This is a genomic window from Candidatus Ichthyocystis hellenicum (assembly GCF_001460935.1).
Taxonomy (GTDB): domain Bacteria; phylum Pseudomonadota; class Gammaproteobacteria; order Burkholderiales; family 2013Ark19i; genus Ichthyocystis; species Ichthyocystis hellenicum.
Window position 1 is genome coordinate 1101643 of the sequence record NZ_LN906597.1, and the last position, 21177, is coordinate 1122819.

Genomic DNA, 21177 nt, shown 5'->3' on the forward strand with positions numbered 1-21177 from the left:
ATTTTATATAACCATTATGCATGAATATAGACGGAGAAAAGACTTAGAGTGTATTCCAGCTAATCGTCAAATAGTAGATTTTCTGTATGACAATGGCAAAATTTCTCTTGAAGCTAGAGAGGAGTCTTTTGCTTTCCTTTATTATCGTAGTAAATGGGGAGTTTTAATATCTCGTTTTTTTCTTAATATCGGATGTGTATTAGTACTGTCAGGAATATTTTATTTTTTTGCATTTAATTGGAATAGTATTTCTTTTTATACTAAATTTTTGATCATAGAACTTTCTATAATTACGTGTATAATTTCTGCATATTTTTGTTCTTTGAATCGTATTAGTGGAAGTCTGTTTCTCCTTTCTGGAAGTATTTTGGTCGGTATATTCCTGGTTGTTTTCGGACGAGCTTATCAAACGGGTACCGATTCTTACAAATTGTTTATGTTTTGGGCGTTACTCACGCTAGGTTGGACTGTGATATCAAATTTTTCCCTTCAATGGATTTTTTGGATAATTATAGTAAATTTTTTCATTATTTTATGGTGGAAGCAATACGTGTTGCCAAAAAGTGAAGAGAGGATAGAGATACTAAATTATTTGATTATATTAAATGGCTTGTTTTGGTTTTTGCGAGAATATTTTGTTATAAAAAAAGTATTTGTTTGGCTTGATAAAAGATGGACCAGATTATTACCTGCTATCACTACTTTGATAATTATGTTTATTGCTACATACTTTTGGATAATACGTACTAATGAAAATTCTATGTTTGGTGGAATGTTAGGACTAATTGGACACGGAATTTCATACTTTTTATATCGTTATTTATTCTTTGATATGATTGTACTATCAGCTACTGTTATTTCTGCTTGTATAATAACTGAATCATATATCTTACATCTCCTATTAAGATTATTTTTATACGAAAATTATTCGACTATATTTTTTTTAATGACACTTATAACAATAATGATTTTTTCCTATTCAATTTATCATTTAAACAAAATTAAAATTTTTTCTAATTCTAAATATAAAGGTCGTGATCTTGTTTAGCAAAGCAATGAAATGTAGTGTTATAAATTTGTTAGAATGGCTATATAGTAAAAGATTGATATCTGATTTAGGTTCAATAGGTGATTTTATTATATCTGACTATATTCATAATGAGGTTCCAATTTACCTAAAATTCATACTTGGGGTTGGTGCATTCATTTCATCACTTTGCTTTATTGGTTTTATTCATCTTTCTAAACTTATTGATTATTCAGACGAGTTAGTGGTAGTAACTTGGGGTGTGATTTTTGTATTAGTTGCTATTATGATTTACAAATTATTTATTGATAAAAAATCAATACAGAGCACCTTTTTTGTTCAGTTGTCTTTTTCTTTTATGGTTGTTGGAAAACTGCTATTTGTTTATGGGTGTCACCGTATTTTAAAATCTGGATGGGACAGAACTTTAAGTATAATTTTTATAAATGTACTAACTTATGGAATATATAAAATATCTCTAGATAGATTTATTTCTGTATTGTCCCTGATGATTTCCATGTTTTACGATATTTTGTTTGAGAAGTACACTTTTGATCATACAGAAGTTTTTTTTATAATATTTTGTATTTCCCAGCTTATAGCATTATCTTTTTTTATTACAAGTGTGAAATTTAGAAGTAATTATTATCCTGTATCTTATGCTTTAGTTTTGTCTTTATGTATCGAGGTACTATTTCTTTCTTTTGAATTTAATATCGTAAATTTTCATAACAAATATCAGGTTATAACATACGCTATTAATTTGATTTTGACTTTGTGGATATTTGTTTTACTAAGATCAATTTTTGGTAAGTTTGATCAATTAAAATTAGAGCAATTTATAATTGCTTTTATAGCAATTGGTCTTTTGGGATTTATTTCATCTCCTGGGATATTGTTAGCCATTGCTTTAATAGTAATCGGATACGATAAATATGAAACTGTTATTATAGTATTTGGTGCACTGTTAATGGCATTATCTCTGTTTTCATACTACTTCAATTTACGTCTCTCATTAATTAGTAAATCTCTTGTTATTATTGGTAGTGGAATTGTGTTGTTACTTGGCAATTCCTATATCAGTTATAGGGGATGGAATAAAGAAAAAACTCAATGAATGCAAAAATAATGATTATTTGGTTAATAATGGTTATTATGTTTCTAAACTACGCCATATATGAAAAAGAGAGGATAAGGGGTAGTAGTGACAGTGTTTTTCTTAGCATTGATACAGTAATTTACCGTTCCTTTATTGGGGATGATTATGCTCTTCTAAAATACGATATAGAAAAAACTATTCCGGATAAAGATATTGTTTCTAGTCCTGATCGTGGTTACATCGTTATTGGTGTGGATGATAATAAAGTAGCTCATTTTGTTCGTGTATATGCAGGAGAAACATTATCTCTCAATGAGAGATTGATTAGATTTCATAAAAATAAACGCAGTATCAACATAGTTCCAAATTCTTTTTTCATTCAGGAAAGATCCATTGAAAATTATAAAAAATCCAAATACGCCATATTTAATTTTGGTAAGTCTGGTGAATATGTGCTCGCGAAATTGGCAGACAAAGATAAAAAATATATAAAACTCTCAACTATATGATGGCCAGGAGTATTTTTTAGTATTTTTATTATAAATAAAAAAATGTGTCTATTCAGGTTATAGTTGGAAGTGAGTTTTTTGTGGAGTTATTTGTTGTTATTTGCATTTTAACCTATTGATAGTAATGCTAATTATCCATACTAATATGGAGATTTTTTATTTAGTAGTGCGTAAAATTACTAATTAATATGTTAATTATAATGATTTATAAACATAAATCTGATTTTCCTAATTTATAACATATTGTTATTTAAAGGGTGTTTGCCTATAGAAAATGTTATTTAAATATATAACATGTATTAGTTAGTAATCATTTATCAGTGTTGTTTTTACAGTAACCACGAGGGGTGTTGTTTTCACAGTAACCACGAGGTGTTGTTTTTGGAGGTATTAAATTTATTAATTGCTATTCTTCTTATTATATGGTGGATATATGGATTCTAATTATATAGAGCTTGATTTTTGTGGTTCCGATTATAACTCTAGTGGTTGTGGTGATGATTGTGTCGGTTGTAATGTTTGCTGTGCATTTGATGGAGGTATTGATCTATCAGGATCACTTTTGTCTCTTACTCAAGATGAAAATTCTCCCCAAAGTGATAATGCTCCTCTTACATGTCTTGTTGAGGCTTCTTTAGTTGATATTTCATCTCCGAATATGGTTGGTGCTGTTGACCCGGATAATATGGATGAACTTACATCATTTGTTGATCGCTCTGTCTCTATAATTGGAAGTGAACCTGATGAATCCACCGGTTCTATTAAATTCTTTGCTTATTTATTGGCGGCATGTTTTCTTGTAATAGTGTTATCAATAGTTGCCCTATTGTTAGCCTATTGTTAGCCTATTGTAATGGTTTATCAACTTAGCGGCTTGATGGTTACCTACACGTTCGAGAGGTAAGTTTTTAGGGCTGTGTTTAGGAAGTAATTAGTAAGATATTTTTTATAATAATAAATCTGGTAATTATAATACATCTAATGTTGCGCTAATAAACTTGTTGCGCAAACAGTATCAGGCAATTATTTTTCAAGGGTGTTCGCCTATATAAAATTGGATTCATAAATGTAGCATATCATTTATGGGTGACAAAAATATAATAAAGTTTAGGTCATTATTCATTATTAGTTTTGTTTCATTTGTCTATTTGCTTCTTATTATTAATAGTTATTCCTCATATATGGGGGCCACATGATACATGATATAGAATCTTATGGTGCTCAAATGCCACCTGATTTAGGAAAAGAATCAGCTGTATTACCTGGTCGAAGTGTTGATCTTTCTCAGATTAATGGTTATTCAGGTGCTGGTGTAATTAGTTGTTGCAATCATAGTAGATGCTTTATGTGTAGTGCTATGAAAATAGTGACAATTTTTTCAGTCTTATGTTTATTGATTACACTTATAGTGTTTTTATGTATGTCAGGTAGCAAATATTGTCTCATTTCAGTTGGTTGTATGCTTTCTGCTGTTATCTTTTCTTACATTGTGTTTGCAATTATGAAGAGACGGGTAAATACCTAGTTGATATTATCCAATTGTAATTGAAAGTTATTTTGTAATGGATATACCAAATTGATTTGTGATTTTAATCCTAAATATCATAGCTTAAACTCTGAGTGTTGCGGTAAGAGCTATGGTGCTTGTGGTGTTTATCTCTTTCGTTAGTAGATGTTGCAGATGCAATTGGTTATTTAGATGAATTTATTTGTAATTGATCTAGGTATTTATGATGTATTAATTTGTGGTGGCTTCTGGGTTTGATTAATCCATGCTGAAAAACGTTTTATTACTTTCTAGGATAAAACATTGGTAATTGTGGTTTGGAAATTAATTTATCAATTTAAAATAAAAAATACGTGCAATCATAGCTTTTATATTCATGTAGTTTCTGTGTAACGCTATCAATGTTTGTATCTTTCGTCATAGCCATAATTTTTTCTTCACCAATATATTGATTTTTAATCATATTTTATTTATTTCATAAGTAAATATACCTTGTGTCAAGATAAATTATAGATATTTTTCCTGGGTGTTGTTTTTGTTACTTGTATTATTTCTACATAATATAAAATTAGAGGTATTAGTTGTAATGGCTGCTATGATGGTATTTTATTTCTACTACAATATCTATATATTAATTATTTGCTTCTTGAAAATACTTTAGGGTGGCTATTAAATTGAAAAATTTAACTCATATCTTTTGGTGATCTGTAGGCGATTAATTAATTGGTAGCATGAAAATTTCATAATCTATAGTAATCAAATTTATTTGGAAAAATGATGGTTGTTCTATTGTAGAGAGGTGGCATTGCGTAGTTGTAACATACTGATACGTAAATCTGAAAAATATACAAATTTCTCATGGTACAATGGCCAATAGTTATTTACGTATTTTGATATCTTCAGGAAAATCATGTGTGTAGCTAATGTGGGTGTATTTAGCGGCAATGTCAGTAAAAATATTGTTATTTTTGGCTTAGGCTATGTAGCTGAGGCTGTATCTAAGGATCTAGTTAATTTAGGGCATAATGTATACATTACTTCTAGGAATGCCAGTTTTTGTAAATTAGATGCTCTGAAAGGGTATTTTACCATTGGGTTTGATAGTCCAGAACTACCAAATATTATTGAATCTGCTCATGTTGTTCTTAGTACCGTTCCTCCTTATAAGGGAGTAGATCCTGTTTTGGAATCTTATGCAACAAGGTACATTCATTCTGGTGATTTTGAGTGGGTGGGGTACTTGTCATCAACGTCTGTTTATGGTGATCATCAAGGGAAGTGGGTTGATGAAACAAGTCATTGTATACCAAATTATACTAATGCTGAGGTGATTTTGTTGGCTGAAAAAAAATGGCTGGATGCTTACTTGAAGTATGGTGTGCCAGTGCACATCATGAGATTGTCTGGTATTTACGGTCCAGGTAGAAATTGTTTGGAACAAATAAAAAAAGGCAAAGACTTTACTATCGTTAAGAAAGGTCATTATTTTTCTAGAATCCATGTTTCTGATATTTGTCAATCCATTATTGCTTCTATAAAATTTCCAACACCTGGTGAGATATATAATATTGCCGATTCTGAGCCAGCTTCTATTGATGTGGTGCATCAATATGCTGCTAGTATTCTTAAACTTCCAGAATTGAGAACTATCAACTTCGAGGATGCTGTTATTTCTGAAGGAATGAGGAATTTTTTTCTTTCTAACAAAAGAGTTAGTAATTGTAAAATATCAGAGATTCTAAATATAGACTGGATGTATCCAAATTATAGAATAGGATTGCTTGAAGGTTGTTTGCATGCATTGAATAATTGACAATGGGTGGTATTGGCGCCTATAGCAAGAGTTACCAAGACCTGTGCTAGGTGGTATTTCCTAGATTATTACTAGTTGGTTATTATTTTTCAGGTAGGTGATTGTATGGATTATGAGTGTATAGAATTACGTACTTTTAGTAATGTATCTGATGATTGTGATACTTGTCCTATTGGTGATATTGGTTCGGCTGAGTTTGGTGGTGGATCTGTGGTAGTAGGTATGTCTCAAGATTGTTCTTGTGCGGGATTGATTAATTCTTCAGATGAAATTGTTCCCTTGGCCGATAATACTTCCATGACTAGACCTGTTCGTACTCTCGAGCTTACCGAAGTTCCTCCGGAGGGGGTAGGATTGCCGGATATGATGCCTATGACTTACTTTGATGTTGGGTTCCCTATAAATTCTGAATCCGTAGCGTATGCTGAAGTTCCTTTCTTGGGCATTAGGAGGAGAATTGTACCAAATAATAGTATTAACCTAAATTCTACCGACAGTGGTGATACCAGAATCTTAGTTTTAAAAATAGCCGCTGCTGTATGCTTATTGTTCTCGATTATAATATTCTTATGCGTACTAGACGACATTTACTGTCTCATTCCTGCTAGTTGCCTGCTAGCAGTTAGCATCTCCTCCTGCATTGCGTTAATCGCCTTAAATAGACGGGGAATACGCTAGTTATGGCGTGCAAATATATAATATTCGCAGGTAGTAGACATGTATGGTAGGTAGGTTGGGTTTGCATATGATCTTGTTGCAAGAATGTTATGGTTGTAACTAGCTACCACTACATAGGTAAGACAGGAAGTAATAATAGGCCGGACGTTGTTTATTTGTGAGATATTCATGTCGTTGCTGCTCTACTAATTATTAAAGACGCTTGTATATACTCATATGAAAAATACATCTCTTTTTTCCTATAAATTTTTGATAAAATTGTAACTAATTAACGTCCGCTATCTCTTTCTTCAAAACACCGCGCAGGAACTCATCTAAATCACTTTTCTTATCTGCTAGAGATGAGAAAAAATCGTCCTCAGTTTTAAGCAAATCCTTTGCGGCCTCTTGTATTTTATGTTCACCAGATTCTGTTAATTTCGGAAATTTTGCTCTTTCATCTCCTTCTTTTTGTGATCTGGATAGAAGTCCTTTCCTCTCTAAATTTCGTAGAACCTGAGAGGTCATTGTTACATCGAATCTCAGAAATTTAGCTAAATCATTTTGTGAAATATCTTCTCCATCCCTTACAAGGAATCCTATTGATACCAAAAGTATAAATTGTACTAAAGTAAGATCATGAGGTAAAAGAGAATTTTCAATCTTTCTCTTCCACGAAAAATAAGCAGAATAAAGCAAAAAACCGCTCATGTCGTTCACGTTAACCCACTCAGTTCTGATGACTTTTTTCATTACTCCTCCCACATTAAATAACTTACAAATCAAAAATACTCTAATGAAACATATATTCCCAAATGTGAGCATGATTTTATTAAGATATTGGTTTATTATTAGATAATTACTTACATACATTTACAGCACTAAAAATTGTTACTGTTCAAAGTACAAAAGTATTTACATCAGTACCAATAAATTCATCTTCTACTATCAACACCATGTTCTCACAGTAGAGTCTTGATTATCTCAAATAAATAAAAGATATGGAAAGTAATATACCACTTGGATTATAGTACTTAGGGGTAGTTATGTGTTATAGGTGTCAAATTAACTATTCATATATATAATCTGTAATCAATTTATAGATAATAAATTTTAGTTAGTTTCTAGATAACTAATTTGATCGTGCATAGTACAATTTATTATTCATGCACATAATATATTTAGTTTGTGATAGTTCTTTCTACCATCATTAAGGCATCAAATATTTTTTTCATTTATTTTATATGGTTACTTTCCTAGTGGCTTTTAAATGAAGGCATTAACTCATGTTAGTTGTTTGATATTTGAGTGCTATTAACGGGCCAATTATTAAGACAATACGTGATAATTTAACTTACTTCACCAAGCTTTATTTTTTATCTTTACCTAGTTATTAATATACTAACTAATAATTTTATCTGATCAAGATTAACTTTATATTTTCTCAAAGTTTAATCTGAGTGCATTTCCAATTACGCTCAGCGAACTAGCTGACATTGCTATTGCTGCAAAAATTGGGGAAATTAATATTCCAAATTGTGGAAATAGAACTCCCGCAGCTATAGGAATACAGGCTGTGTTATATGCAAAAGCTAGAAATAAATTTTGCCTTATATTTTTCATTACCTTAGAAGATAAATCTATTGCTCCTACTACTCGTATTAAGTCTCCTTTTAATAGAGTTATGTTGGAGTTTTCAATTGCTACATCAATTCCATTTCCCATTGATATGCCAACGTGTGCAGCACTAAGTGCTACTGCATCATTAACTCCGTCCCCTATCATTACAACTACATGTCCATTTTCTTTGTATTTTTCTACAATCTTTAATTTTTCTTCTGGTGTTACATTTGATACGAAATTTTTGATTCCTGTTATATTTGCAATCAATTTTGCAGATTTTTGGTTGTCTCCAGTTGCCATCACAATATTTATTTTCATTTTCTGCAGCTTTTTAATGGCCTCAAGTGTTGATTTTTTTATGTTGTCACTTAGAGTAATGTACCCAATTACCGATGTGCTATTAGCTAAGAATACAATGGTGGGAAATTCATTTGTAAGTGAAATTATAGTTTCTGAACTGATTTCCATATTTTGCATAAGATCTTTGTTTCCAAGCGCTACCTTTTGACCGTCTATTTCTCCAATTAATCCTTTTCCAGTTATTGATTCGAAGTTTGTAACTTTAAGTAAATTCATACCCCTATCTTTCGCAAAGCAAGTGATGGCAGTTGATAGTGGGTGTTTGCTGTTATGAGCTAAGCTGGCAGCCAGTTGAAGTACTCTGTGTTCAGAAACAGAATCATTTTTACTATGTATTTCTCCGACTTTAGGTTTTCCTTCTGTCAAAGTTCCAGTTTTATCTATAATTATGGTATCAACTTTTTCTAGAACCTCTAGACATTCAGGGTCCTTTATCAGAATTCCGTTTTTTGCCCCTATTCCAACACCAACCATGATTGACAAAGTTGTTGCTAATCCTATAGCACATGGACAGGCAATAATTAACACGTTGACGGCACTAATAAAACCGTAGCTCATACTCTGCTTGGTTGCAAATAAAGACCAGGCCAGGAACGAAAAAACTGAAACTGATATTACAACTGGAACAAACCACGACGATGCTAGATCTGCTACTCTTTGTATTGGAACTTTGGATCTTTGCGAATTGTTAACCATTTTTATAATGTTTGCTAACATAGTATTAGAGCCAATTTTTGTTGCTTTCATTATAATTGATCCGTCTATGTTTACAGTTCCTGCTATGACAAAATCATTTAATTTCTTGTGTATAGGTACAGACTCACCAGTTACCATTGATTCGTCAACATTAGTTGATCCTTCTGTGATAGTTCCATCAGCTGGTATTTTTTCCCCAGGGGAGATAATAATATTATCTCCAACTTTAATGTTTTCTATGGGAATATCTTGTTCACTCCCATTTATAACTATCTTTGCACTTCTGGGGGTTAATTCAAGTAGTGTTTTTATAGCTAGTGAGGTAAATTTTCTTGCACGTAGCTCCAGCATCTGTCCAAGCAGTACGAGTGTTATAATTATTGATGATGTTTCAAAATAGACCGGAATTCCCCCATTTTGGTAATGGAAAGATTTTGGGAATAAATTTGGTTTAAGAAGCGCAAATAAACTGTAAATGAAGGATACTCCCGTTCCTAGTGATATTAGTGAAAACATGTTTAAACTTTTTTGTCTTAGAGAATTATATGCTTTTATAAAGAATGGATTTCCTGACCATAGAACTACTGGTATGGACAAAATAAATTGTATGTAAGTATTGTTTTTTTCAGATAGGATGGAATTTACCCCATTGATGTGTCTTGCCATTTCTAAAAACATAATCGGTAATGTCAGAAAAATACCAACTAAAAATTTTTCTTTGTATTTTTTCAGTTCCGGATTTTCATGATCGTTACCAGTGATAACGTCAGGTTCCAGGTCCATTCCACATATAGTGCATTCCCCATGGTTCCATTTCCTTACTTCAGGGTGCATGGGACATGTGTAGTACTCAGATCCAGATTTCTCGGTAGGAACATTAGAATTATCGTTATTGGGATTTTTATGACATTTATTATGGCACATCTCATCAATACCCATACCTAACGACTAATTTTGTTAGCAAAATCAAAACAACTACCACATATTAACCTTGTCTAAGTTACATATGGCAGTACTGTTGCTACGGAACTTATACCATGTGCTTTTCATTGATAAAGACGAGGCAGACCAAGCATATCAATCAACATGGCTACGGAATTATTCTACCATAATAGTACAAATATTAGGATTAACTGTTCAATTGATAAGAAACCAACTTTTTTATCCTATGAGTATGCTGATTGATTTTATGTATTGCAGCTAAACACAGTTACAAAAATAGAATCCGAACAATAGCAGCTGCAATTATATGCTTAGATGGGTAAGATTAGGATTTTTACATTAAAGATCTTATAGATTACTCTCATCGGTGGTCTTAGTAATCACTAGTATTTATATATAATTTTTACTAAAAAGTGACATGTGAGGTGGCGGAGAGAGTGGGATTCGAACCCACGGTACCACATGTGGTACAACAGATTTCGAGTCTGTCCCATTCGGCCACTCTGGCATCTCTCCGCGTATAATTCTATTATATTTTACTAGCTTACAACTCGGTAAATATACATTAATTACCGTACTTTTTGCACCAAAATAGTACTACGCACCTCCATAATACTGTCTTTTCCTAGTTAATTTGATCTATTTTGACTTCCCCGTAGTAATACGGTCCCTAAATAGATAATCTTTCAGCGTCGATACCATAGTTAATCCATTTTCGTGAAATGCGTATTGACATCTAAATCCTTGCTGCCAACCATGTTCAACTATTAGTTGTCCTTCTGGATAAAGGTAATTATTTGCTCCACTTATTATTTTTTCCAAATCTTGGAATCCTTCATCATGTGATACTAATGCAGACTTTGGTTCATGAGATAGGTCAATAAGGTGTGAGTCATGCGGAGAAATATAAGGAGGGTTGGATATAATATAGTCAAATTTTTCACCAACGACGGCTTCGTACCAATTTCCATGGCTTAAATTTATATCTGCCTCGTGAAATGCAGAATTTTTTCGTGCAATTAAAAGTGCCCCAGGAGAGTAATCTGTGGCCCAAACAATGTGTTGAGGGAAGTTTTTCTTTATGGTAATGGCTATTATTCCACTTCCGGTTCCTAGATCTAGGATACGCTTCTCCTTGGTGTCGCTTCCTAGTAATTCAAGTATTTTACTTACTAAGCATTCTGTATCTGGACGCGGAATCATTACGTCAGTGCTAACAAAAAATTTTCTATTCATAAAGTATGAGCTTCCCAGAATGTAGGGTAGCGGGGTACCTTCTGTCAATTTTGATATCGCTAGCTCGAAGTTGGGCACAATGTCATCAGGGACATTTTTATCAATGTTGGTAATGATATCGGCATGATCATTACCAGTTATGTGAGCTAGGAGCCAAATCGATTCTCGATAAGATATGTATTCTCTAAATCTTAAAAGCCAAGCATGATACGTTTTGCTACTCATCATTTCCTAGATTGCTCATCCACTCTGCCTGATGTTCTGCTTGAAGAGACTGCGTGATCTCAAATATATCGCCGTCTAATATAGCATCAATTTTGTAAAGAGTTAGGTTTATGCGGTGATCTGTTACTCTTCCTTGAGGAAAGTTGTAAGTTCTAATGCGATCTGAACGGTCTCCTGTTCCTACAAGCAATTTTCTTGTTTTTGCTATTTTTTCGTTTTGCTCACGTATCTTTTTATCCAAAATTCTGGATGACAATACGGAGAGCGCTCGCTCCCTATTCTTATGTTGAGATCTGTCTTCTTGGCATTCCACCACAATCCCAGTTGGTATGTGGGTTATGCGGACAGCTGAATCAGTTTTGTTTACGTGCTGCCCTCCGGCTCCAGATGCCCTGTATGTGTTAACCCGAATATCTTGAGGTTGAATAGAAATCTCATTGATTTCATCTGCTTCAGGCATTACTGCCACCGTGCAAGCCGAAGTATGTATTCGTCCCTGAGTTTCAGTTAAAGGTACTCTCTGAACTCGGTGAGCCCCAGATTCAAACTTCAGTTGGGAGTAAACATTAGATCCGCAAATTTTAGCTATAACTTCCTTATATCCACCAATCTCAGATGGAGACTCCGAAACAATTTCTACTTTCCAGTTATTGCGTTCTGCAAATCGGCAATACATTCTCAGCAGGTCGGATGAAAATAAAGCTGATTCGTTTCCGCCTGTTCCTGCTCGTATTTCGAGATATATATTGCAATGATCATTGGGGTCATGTGGTATTAGAAAGGCACAAATTTGCTTTTCTACACTATTTTTTTCTTCTTTCAACCTATTGATTTCATCCGCTGCTAGAGATTTCATGTCTTCATCAGACAACATGCACTCAGCATCGATAATCTCATTCTCAATACTCATATATCGTTCGTAAAGTGAGGCTATATCCTTTAAATCAGCGTGTTCTTTGCTAAGAGATCGATAACGATTAATATCACGCGTTGCGTCTTCCTCTGCTAATAGGGTGTCAATCTCCTTAGTTCTTTTATGCATTTTCTGTATGTGGTTAAGCAAAGATGGCTTCATAAAAAATCCGATGGTTAGGTGTTATTTTCTATGTCAAATATCTTAGCAACTATGTCTACTGTCGTGTGCTTTTCGAAACGGATGTTATCACGTAATGCTTTGGTTGGATGATGGAGAATTTTGTTTACTATTTTTTGACATAAATTTCTTATTACTACTTCGGATGATGCTCCTTGTTGCAAGCGCCTTACAGCTCTTTGACCTTCCTTAACCGCAATGTGGTAATTCCGTTCCCTGAGAGTTCTTATAGTTCCAACAGATTCACGTGCCCTAAGCCAATGTTGATATACTTCGATGTTCTTATCTACTATTTTTTCTGCTAATTGAATTGCTGAACATCTGGCTGCAATTCCAGATTTTACAAAATTTGATAAATCATCGACCGTATATACGTATACACTGCCATTGTTTGCCGGTAATCTTTCTATACTCCTTGGAACCGATAAATCAACAATAACAACCGGCTTATTTTTTCTCTTAGCTAGGGCATTGTTCATCATTTTTTGTGAAATTATCGGTTGAGGGCTTGTTATTCCGCTGACAATTACATCATACAGGTGAACATTGTTTTCGATTTCATCTAAAGGAAATTCATGGGCTTTGAACTTGTCTACTAAATGAGTTACCCTTTGCGCTGTTCTATTGGTAATACCCATGCTTTTGGGGGATCTGCTATGAAAGTGGGTCATGCATAGGTTGATGATTTCACCTCCACCTATGAATAAGACATTCTGGTCCTTTATTGAGGAAAATACGTTTTCTACCAAGTAAGCTGCTCCAGCAGCTGTTGATATTACATTTCTTCCAATTCCCGTTGAGCTACGTACCTCTTTAGCTGTGGAAAAGGCGCCGTGGAATAGTCGATGTAAAACTGTTTTGCACCCATTTGATGACTGAGATAGTAATGCAGCTTTTTTAAGTTGCCCAAGAATTTGAGACTCTCCGATAACAATTGAGTCAAGACTGGATGCTACGCGGAAAACGTGCTTGACGGCGTTAATGCCATTTCTGTATATGATGTGGTTACTCATTTCATCCGGTTCTATGCATTTTTTCCTGGACAGCCAAGAGCAAAAATCAAAATCTTCTCGAGATACTATGTATATCTCTGTGCGGTTGCAGGTGGAGATTATGGCTGCTTCGCTAATTCCTGGTTTTGATGTTAATTCGCGAATAGAGCTAACGATCTCGTCAGATTTAAAGGACACTCTTTCTCTGAAGCTCACTGGCGCTGATTGGTAGCTTATACTAGCAGTCCTTAACATTTGGTACCGTCTCCACATGTCTTGATCAAGAAAAAAAGTACCCAGACCAGCCCGACGGGTCACTATGCTAACACATAGCGGATATTCCATCGATACCAGGCCGTCAACTAGAGTTGCAAATTATTGTATATTATCTTAAATGTGTATGTGTTTAATCAACCACATCTTGCGATTTCTGAGATTCTATCGCTGCGCGCACGAAGTGGGCAGTTATGTTCTTTTTTTTTGACAATGATAGGTGATCCAAGCGATTTAACCAATCGATTAGGTTTGACAGATTTCTATCTACATGATTAAGAAGGTATATTACTGTGCTTTCCTTCAGATTGATCCCTCTGTCTTGTGCATATTTTTTAACCACCTCAACCTTTTGATCATCAGAAAGAGGGTGCACGGGGAATGCCAGTAAGGTGGCAACTCTAGTTCTCAGGTCTTCCCTAAGTCTCATGAAAAGAGGGGCTTTGTTTCCAGATAGTATGAATCTTATCCGCTGTTGAGAGGCGCGATTGAACCAATTGAATAGCTTTATTTGTCCTCCAGGAGACAGTCGATCAATATTATCAATCGCTATAATATTAGAGCTGCCGATTTTTGTCCTTAGATGTTTGTCTTTCACCGCATCTATGTATGCTGTATTGCTTACGCCTTGAATGGATGCCAGAAGAAGGTGTGTTCGGCCACAGCCTGGAGCTCCGAACAGGTATAATCCCAAGCTAGAGAAACTTTCTCCGCGAATATTATTAATAGATTCAACGAGTTCTTTGTTTTGTCCAACGAAAAAATTGCCAAGGGTCAATTTACACCCGGTGGAGATGTCTAAAATACTCTGTTGCATATATTTTGGCATTGTATCAGATAGCATGGACTAAGTTTACCAAAAACACTCGCAGAAAATCATTCAAAATTGATTTGTTTTGAGATATGGTTGATCAATTGATTGAAAAAACTGTATCTTCTTCGGTTGTTGGTAGTATATGAGAATGCTTTACGGGGGGAAAGATGTCTGGTGTTAGCTATCTTGATTCTGGTGTTAATATTCATGCGGGTGATAGGTTTGTCCGCTCAATTAAATCTCTTTCCGAACCTACCTACGTTCCTGGTGTTTTGTCTGGCGTGGGGTCTTTTTCATCTCTTTTTGACCTGAGTAGCCTTTCCTATAAGGAGCCTGTGTTAGTTTCTGGAACCGATGGGGTGGGGACCAAGTTGAAACTTGCCATAAAGTATTCCAGGCATGAGTCTATAGGTATTGATTTGGTAGCTATGTGTGTGAACGATGTTTTGGTTCAGGGAGCAAAACCTCTTTTTTTTCTGGATTACTTTTCTTGTTCAGTGTTACGGGAGGAAGTTGCTGGTGAGGTTGTCGCTGGTATCGCTACTGGATGTAGGCAATCTTCTTGTGCTCTTGTTGGAGGGGAAACTGCTGAAATGCCCGGAATGTATTCTGATGGTGATTATGATATAGCTGGGTTCTGTGTAGGTGTTGTGGAAAAATCTAAGATAATGGATTCAGGGCGTGTTTCAGTGGGAGATATCGTTATAGGTTTGGCTTCATCTGGGGTTCATGCTAATGGGTACTCGTTGGTTCGTCATATTCTGGAGAAGAATGATATTGATGTACATAAATCACTTGATAAGGAAAATAATTCAATTCTAGATCTTTTGATAGAACCTACGAGAATCTATGTTCCATCTATTTTGAATGTACTTAAAGAAACAGATGATGTTGTGCATGCTATGGCCCATATTACCGGAGGGGGATTGCTGGGTAATATTCCACGAGTTGTTCCTGATGGTCTGACAGTTCATCTTTATCGTTCTTCGTGGCCCCGTAGTTCTATTTTTGATTGGTTGAAGGAGCAAGGACGTATTGATCACGAAGAGATGCTCCGTGTTTTTAATAATGGCATAGGTTTTGTATTAATTATTTCTCCGGATTCTGTTGGGGTCGTGATGGATATTTTGCAGCGCTGTGGTGAAGAGGCTTATGAGATAGGTGAAATTGAGATCTCGTCTAAGCTTGAGCCTGTGGTTGTTTCATCCTGATTTTTCAGTTCTTTGGTAACATCATGTGTCGACTTAGTTCTTGGTTTAGTTTCTTTCCAGCGTCTGGGTCGTCGTATGGCCACAGCATGGTGTCACATGTAATTTTTTTTATCCACGTCAGTTGTCTTTTAGCAAGTTGTCTTGTTGCTGCTGTTCCGCATCTGATTAACTCTTCCATGGATTGATTTTTGGTCAGATATTGCATTACTTGCCGGTACCCTATGCATTTCATGGATGCCATATTCTCGTGTAGTTTGTATAGGGTGACTAATTCTTTTACCTCTTCTATTAGACCCATTTGGATCATGTTTTTAAATCTGATTGATATCATTTCGTGTATGGAACTGCGTTCACTTACGTTCAGCCCACAAATCCAAAAAGGCGTTTTATCAAATGGTTTTTTTCCGTCTGTGAAGCATTCTGACATTTTTTTTCCAGTTATATAATAAACTTCTAATGCACGCTGAATGCGTTGTCTGTCATTTTCATTAATTGTTTTTGCTCGGTCTGGGTCAATAATTGATAATTTTTTATGGAGTGATGGCCAACCATTTTCTTCCGCTTCTTTCTCAATTTTTTTTCTTATGAGTGGCGATCTCTCTGGCAGGTGATTAATACCGTGGTAGATTCCATGAAGGTAAAGGAATGTTCCTCCAACTAGGACGGGAATCCTTCCTCTTGACCAGATTTCCGGTATTAACTTTTCAGTTGATGAAATGAACTGAGATACAGAAAAAAATTCTGTTGGGTCTATAATGTCCACCAAATGGTGTGTCAAATCTTGCCTTTCCTCAGCCGTTGGTTTGGCAGTTCCTATGTTCATGTTACGGTATACCTGCGCTGAATCCATACTAATTATTTCTATAGGCCATTCTTTTGCCAAGGAAAAGGCTAGTTTTGTTTTTCCTATAGCAGTTGGACCTACGATGGCAATTACCATGTTCATATTATTTTCCTCTGAGGAAGAGGTTGTTCAATTCTTCCATGGGGTACTGGTGCCAGGTTGGTCTTCCATGGTTGCAGTATCCACCTCTGGTAGTTTTTTCCATATCCCTCAAAATTTGGTTCATCTCCGCTAAGGATAGGTTCCTGTTAGCGCGAACGGCTTGATGGCATGCTATCGTTGAAAGTATCTTGTTTATTTGTTCCTCGAATGCGTGGCTTTCTTCAAAATCGCAAATTTCTTCCAATATTTTTAGTACAAGTTCTTCAACCATGTTTGTTGTGAGTAAATTTGGTATTGCATTAACTGATAATATATTTTCAGCAATCATATTAGCATGAATGCCAACTGATCTTAATTTATCATGGTGTTCCTGGAAAGTTTGTGTTTGTAATGTGCTTAGTCTTAGAGTTGTGGGAAGAAGTAAATTCTGAATGACTATTTTTTGCTTACTAATTTGCTCTTTCAACTTTTCATAAATTATTCTCTCATGTGCAGCATGCATGTCAACGATTACTAAACCGTATGTGTTCTGAGATAGAATAAAACACCCATGGAGTTGTGCAATTGCTTCTCCTAACATGGGAGGTTCAATTGAATTATTGTTTTTGATCTTGTTTGCATTGCTGGTGACTTTGTTATTATTGTCCATAGTTGGTGCAGCTTTGTTAGTGGCGCACTTAATTTTATTTATTTCATTATCACTGACACTGGAGCAATTGGTAGGAATAAGGTGATTTTTTGAGGATTGTATCTTGTAATTTTCTGATGGTGGTGGTGTGTAATCGTGTTCATTAGTTTCTTTTTTAGTTGCAACTAGAGACTCTTGTTGTTCTTGCAGAAACTCTTGTTCTGGTGGAAGTTGTGAATTATTCTTAGTAAGGGTTGTGACGTTTGGGGGGGTAGGCGTTGTGTGTAAAACTTCTTTTACAGCGTGATACACCAGTTTGTATATGTTTTGCGGATTTTTAAATCTAACCTCAAGCTTTTGGGGATGTACGTTTACATCTACTTCTTGTGGTGGCACTTCTAGGAATATTACGAATTCGTATGATTGTTGAGGGTGGTGTATGTCTTTGTAGGCACTGCTTATACTGTGTTGAATACCCCTGTCTCTAATGAATCGATTATTGACGTAAAAAAACTGATTGTCCTTGGAGACTTTTTTTTGATCTGGACTACTTACGTAACCCCATATTTTGCAATTGTTTAGGCAATGCTCAATTCTATGTGCTCTTTTCCAGAAAAAATCACCGGTAATGATGCGAATGCGTTCTTCGTGGGAGTTGTGTTCAAGCAAAAATCTGGGTGTTGTTCCATGGAATACGTGTAGGCGAATTTCTGGGTGAGGTAATGCTATTTTCCTAATTACATCTTCGCAATGCGCTAACTCCCTTTGGTCAGATTTAAGAAATTTCCTACGTACTGGCGTATTGAAGTATAGGTGTGATATTTCTACCGTGGTTCCTATGCCACGAGATCCAGCTAGTAGTTTTTGTTCTTCGCATCCTACTGTGTGCATTATGGTTGCTGTGGTGCTTTCTTTGGTACGGCTAGTGATTTTTGAATGAGAGATTGATGCTATGGATGCCAGTGCCTCACCTCTGAATCCAAATGAACGAACTTTTTCTAAATCTTCAAATCGGCAAATTTTGCTTGTGGCGTGTCTTTTTAAAGCCAGAATAATTTCAGATTTTGGTATTCCATGTCCATTATCTTCTACTTTTATTAGCCTGCTTCCGCCTCCTTCAAGGTGTATTGTGATATCCTTTGCCCCAGCATCTATGCTGTTCTCTAGCAATTCTTTTACTACTGCCGATGGTTTGTCTATTACTTCACCAGCAGCGATTTGGCTTATGAGTTGATTAGGTAATGTTTGTATTTTATTCATAGACTTTTTTCTATCCTTTGATGGGAGAGTTGATCTTGTTCCAGTTAGCTTCTCTGTTGAACGCTGAAAGTCTATTATCCTGGTTATTGAAAGAACATCCAAATAGCGTTTATTTTGCTGTTTTTACCGTGTTTTTTTTAGAGAGTGGCGCTTTTATTATGCCATTTCTTCCAGGAGATTCTTTGTTAATTATTTCAGGAGCTGTTTTGTCCAGGGGGTTGCTTAGTACTCCTTTTTTGTTATCTTCATTTATTTTGGGTGCCTCAATCGGTAATATTTTTGGTTACGGATTGGGATTTTTTCTCAGAAAGTGGCGGGGTTTTGATAATACGCTATCTTTTTTTGAGGATACTTGGATTATTAGGGTGCAAAATTTTTTTACTCGTTACGGTGGTTTTTCTGTTGTGTTAGTGAGATTTATGCCATTTTTTAGGACTTTTTTCCCATTTTTAGCTGGAGTTTTTAATGTCAATTTCTACTTATTTTCAGTTTTAAGTTTTCTTGGTGCGGCTATTTGGGTATCATTACTCGTTTATTTGGGAACGATTTTGGGGCACTGGTCCTTCGTTCAGGAGTGGCTAGGGGTTTTCGCTGCCTTGATTATAGGAGCGTCTCTTTTATCGTTTTCTCTATGGGTGTGCAGGAGAGGTAGAAAATAACAAATTGGTAAATGAGCTGCAGTCATGATAACTTTAAATGATAAAATTTTGTATCTTGACTTTTGGGGAGTGGGTGCTTATGTCAGTTGAGTTGACCTTGTCTATTATTAAGCCGGACGCTGTTCGTAAGAATTTAATCGGTGCTATATACCAACGTTTTGAGTCTGCAGGATTGGTTATCGTGGCGGCCAAAATGTTGCGCATTTCCAGTCAACAAGCTGAAGAATTCTACTCTATACATCGTGATCGTCCTTTTTTTGGTGATTTGGTTTCTTTTATGTCTTCTGGTCCAGTAATGGTTCAGGTGCTAAAGGGTGAGTTTGCCGTGCTTAAAAATAGAGAGATTATGGGGGCTACCGATCCTAAGCAGGCGTTGCCGGGTACTATTCGTTCAGATTTTGCTGACAGTATAGATGAGAATGCTGTTCATGGTTCTGACTCTACAGATACTGCATTGGTTGAGATTGCTTATTTCTTTTCTCAATCTGAAATTTGTGAACATTGCTGATGGTTTACTGTGGTTAATTTGTTTGATTTTGATCGCAATGGATTATCGCTTTTTCTTAAAGAGAAGGGGTATCCGTCCTATCGCTCCAATCAGCTTTTTAGTTGGGTTCATAAGCGATTAGTGAGCGACTTTTCTTTCATGTCTGATATTTCTCTTGATCTGCGTCGTGAGTTTTCCCGGATATTTTCTTTTCTTTTACCAACTGTTGTCAGGGAGAGCCACTCTAATGATGGTACCTCAAAATGGCTTTTGTCTGTTGGTGATAAGAACGCTGTCGAGATGGTATATATCCCTGACAACAATAGGTCAACTCTTTGTGTTTCTTCTCAGGTTGGGTGTGCCTTGAATTGTTCATTTTGTGCAACCGGGAAGAGTGGCTTTAATCGTAACCTTACTACAGGTGAAATAGTGGTTCAGCTTTGGTTGGCCAATAATTATTTGAAGAATATTAATTCAGGTACTGAACGTAAAATTACTAATGTAGTTTTTATGGGTATGGGTGAGCCATTGGCAAATTTTGACGCAGTCATGCAGGCTGTTGGCATTATGCTAGATGATTTTTCGTATGGCTTATCTCGGCGTCGGGTTACTGTTTCGACTTCTGGTATCGTTCCAGCTATAGATCGCATGGCTAAGACGCGTCCTGTTGCTTTGGCAGTGTCTCTTCATGCTCCAGATGATGAATTGCGCGACTATTTGGTTCCAATTAACAAGAAGTATCCATTATCACAGCTTATGGCAGCATGTGATAGGTATATATGTCATTCTCCTAGAAAATTTATTACTTTTGAGTATGTTATGCTTAAAGATGTTAATGATACTATTGCTCATGCAGAAAGATTAATTAGTTTGTTGAAGAATATGCCGTGTAAAATTAATCTTATCCCGTGGAATTCATTTCCTGGCGTTCCTTTTTGTTGTTCTACTCAGGATTCTATTTCCCGCTTTCAGAGTCGTTTAAGTGAAGCTGGTTTGGTGTCTACGGTTCGTAAAACACGTGGGGACGATATAGATGCAGCGTGTGGGCAGTTGGCGGGGAAAGTTGATGATCGTACTCGCCGTATACTTAGATTTCAGAAAAGTCATTAGAAAGGTGATA

Annotated in this window: 20 protein-coding genes and 1 tRNA gene; 12 read left to right on the forward strand and 9 right to left on the reverse strand. The window is 35.5% G+C overall.

Annotated elements, in window-relative coordinates:
- The first annotated feature begins 16 nt into the window (after positions 1 to 16).
- The 7 genes from Arg41_RS04455 (at position 17) to Arg41_RS04485 (ending at position 6633) form a co-directional block, all read left to right on the forward strand.
- Positions 17 to 1048: a DUF2157 domain-containing protein gene (locus tag Arg41_RS04455; RefSeq protein ID WP_092343740.1), complete on the forward strand. Its 1032-nt coding sequence runs from the start codon at positions 17 to 19 to the stop codon at positions 1046 to 1048.
- A 7-nt stretch (positions 1049 to 1055) separates the two neighbouring features.
- On the forward strand, positions 1056 to 2144 hold the full coding sequence (locus Arg41_RS04460) for a DUF4401 domain-containing protein (RefSeq protein WP_172792671.1): 1089 nt from the start codon (positions 1056 to 1058) through the stop codon (positions 2142 to 2144).
- A gap of 38 nt (positions 2145 to 2182) precedes the next feature.
- Positions 2183 to 2635 (forward strand): GDYXXLXY domain-containing protein, encoded by a 453-nt coding sequence (locus Arg41_RS04465; RefSeq protein ID WP_242641400.1) that lies wholly within the window; start codon positions 2183 to 2185, stop codon positions 2633 to 2635.
- A 433-nt stretch (positions 2636 to 3068) separates the two neighbouring features.
- The gene (locus Arg41_RS04470) at positions 3069 to 3479 is read left to right on the forward strand and encodes a hypothetical protein (protein WP_092343034.1); all 411 of its coding nucleotides are present in this window, start codon (positions 3069 to 3071) and stop codon (positions 3477 to 3479) included.
- A gap of 348 nt (positions 3480 to 3827) precedes the next feature.
- Entirely contained in the window at positions 3828 to 4160 is a 333-nt protein-coding gene (locus tag Arg41_RS04475; RefSeq protein ID WP_092343035.1) for a hypothetical protein, read from the forward strand.
- Positions 4161 to 5052: 892 nt separating this feature from the next.
- A complete protein-coding gene (locus tag Arg41_RS04480; RefSeq protein WP_092343036.1) occupies positions 5053 to 5955 on the forward strand; it encodes an SDR family oxidoreductase in 903 nt (300 codons plus the stop codon).
- A gap of 105 nt (positions 5956 to 6060) precedes the next feature.
- Positions 6061 to 6633: a hypothetical protein gene (locus Arg41_RS04485; protein ID WP_092343037.1), complete on the forward strand. Its 573-nt coding sequence runs from the start codon at positions 6061 to 6063 to the stop codon at positions 6631 to 6633.
- Positions 6634 to 6897: 264 nt separating this feature from the next.
- Here the strand turns inward: Arg41_RS04485 and Arg41_RS04490 are convergent, their stop codons facing one another.
- From Arg41_RS04490 to hemA, 6 genes are all read right to left on the reverse strand, one after another.
- Entirely contained in the window at positions 6898 to 7365 is a 468-nt protein-coding gene (locus tag Arg41_RS04490) for a MarR family winged helix-turn-helix transcriptional regulator (RefSeq protein WP_157722275.1), read from the reverse strand.
- Between the two features lie 681 nt (positions 7366 to 8046).
- Positions 8047 to 10230 carry a copper-transporting P-type ATPase gene (locus Arg41_RS04495; protein ID WP_242641401.1) on the reverse strand — a complete coding sequence of 728 codons (2184 nt, stop codon included), beginning with the start codon at positions 10228 to 10230 and terminating at the stop codon, positions 8047 to 8049.
- Between the two features lie 429 nt (positions 10231 to 10659).
- Positions 10660 to 10749, reverse strand: a tRNA-Ser gene (locus Arg41_RS04500).
- A gap of 123 nt (positions 10750 to 10872) precedes the next feature.
- Positions 10873 to 11697 (reverse strand): peptide chain release factor N(5)-glutamine methyltransferase, encoded by an 825-nt coding sequence (gene prmC / locus Arg41_RS04505; RefSeq protein WP_092343040.1) that lies wholly within the window; start codon positions 11695 to 11697, stop codon positions 10873 to 10875.
- Positions 11687 to 12769, reverse strand: a complete 1083-nt coding sequence (gene prfA, locus Arg41_RS04510) for a peptide chain release factor 1 (RefSeq protein ID WP_092343041.1) — start codon at positions 12767 to 12769, stop codon at positions 11687 to 11689. Before prfA ends, prmC begins: the two co-directional genes overlap by 11 nt.
- A 14-nt stretch (positions 12770 to 12783) precedes the next feature.
- Entirely contained in the window at positions 12784 to 14124 is a 1341-nt protein-coding gene (hemA, locus tag Arg41_RS04515) for a glutamyl-tRNA reductase (protein WP_092343042.1), read from the reverse strand.
- Between hemA and Arg41_RS08520 the strand changes: the two genes are divergently transcribed.
- Complete coding sequence (locus Arg41_RS08520) at positions 14099 to 14173, forward strand: hypothetical protein (protein ID WP_420885863.1); 75 nt, start codon at positions 14099 to 14101, stop codon at positions 14171 to 14173. The two genes, hemA and Arg41_RS08520, sit on opposite strands and share 26 nt — an antisense overlap.
- 12 nt (positions 14174 to 14185) lie before the next feature.
- Here the strand turns inward: Arg41_RS08520 and Arg41_RS04520 are convergent, their stop codons facing one another.
- The gene (locus Arg41_RS04520) at positions 14186 to 14869 is read right to left on the reverse strand and encodes an HdaA/DnaA family protein (RefSeq protein ID WP_157722276.1); all 684 of its coding nucleotides are present in this window, start codon (positions 14867 to 14869) and stop codon (positions 14186 to 14188) included.
- A 164-nt stretch (positions 14870 to 15033) separates the two neighbouring features.
- Here Arg41_RS04520 and purM point away from each other — a divergent pair, with 164 nt between their 5' ends.
- Positions 15034 to 16077 carry a phosphoribosylformylglycinamidine cyclo-ligase gene (purM, locus tag Arg41_RS04525; RefSeq protein ID WP_092486911.1) on the forward strand — a complete coding sequence of 348 codons (1044 nt, stop codon included), beginning with the start codon at positions 15034 to 15036 and terminating at the stop codon, positions 16075 to 16077.
- Positions 16078 to 16081: 4 nt separating this feature from the next.
- On the opposite strand, the gene miaA is transcribed toward purM, so the two are convergent.
- Both miaA and mutL read right to left on the reverse strand, forming a co-directional pair.
- Positions 16082 to 17023 carry a tRNA (adenosine(37)-N6)-dimethylallyltransferase MiaA gene (gene miaA, locus Arg41_RS04530; protein ID WP_092343045.1) on the reverse strand — a complete coding sequence of 314 codons (942 nt, stop codon included), beginning with the start codon at positions 17021 to 17023 and terminating at the stop codon, positions 16082 to 16084.
- A gap of 1 nt (position 17024) precedes the next feature.
- Positions 17025 to 18911, reverse strand: a complete 1887-nt coding sequence (gene mutL, locus Arg41_RS04535) for a DNA mismatch repair endonuclease MutL (protein WP_092343046.1) — start codon at positions 18909 to 18911, stop codon at positions 17025 to 17027.
- Between the two features lie 35 nt (positions 18912 to 18946).
- Here mutL and Arg41_RS04540 point away from each other — a divergent pair, with 35 nt between their 5' ends.
- The 3 genes from Arg41_RS04540 to rlmN all read left to right on the forward strand — a co-directional run bounded on the left by Arg41_RS04540 (position 18947) and on the right by rlmN (position 21167).
- A complete protein-coding gene (locus tag Arg41_RS04540) occupies positions 18947 to 19570 on the forward strand; it encodes a DedA family protein (protein WP_157722277.1) in 624 nt (207 codons plus the stop codon).
- A gap of 79 nt (positions 19571 to 19649) precedes the next feature.
- Positions 19650 to 20078 (forward strand): nucleoside-diphosphate kinase, encoded by a 429-nt coding sequence (gene ndk / locus Arg41_RS04545; RefSeq protein ID WP_092343094.1) that lies wholly within the window; start codon positions 19650 to 19652, stop codon positions 20076 to 20078.
- Between the two features lie 9 nt (positions 20079 to 20087).
- On the forward strand, positions 20088 to 21167 hold the full coding sequence (gene rlmN / locus Arg41_RS04550; RefSeq protein ID WP_092343048.1) for a dual-specificity RNA methyltransferase RlmN: 1080 nt from the start codon (positions 20088 to 20090) through the stop codon (positions 21165 to 21167).
- Positions 21168 to 21177: the final 10 nt, after the last annotated feature.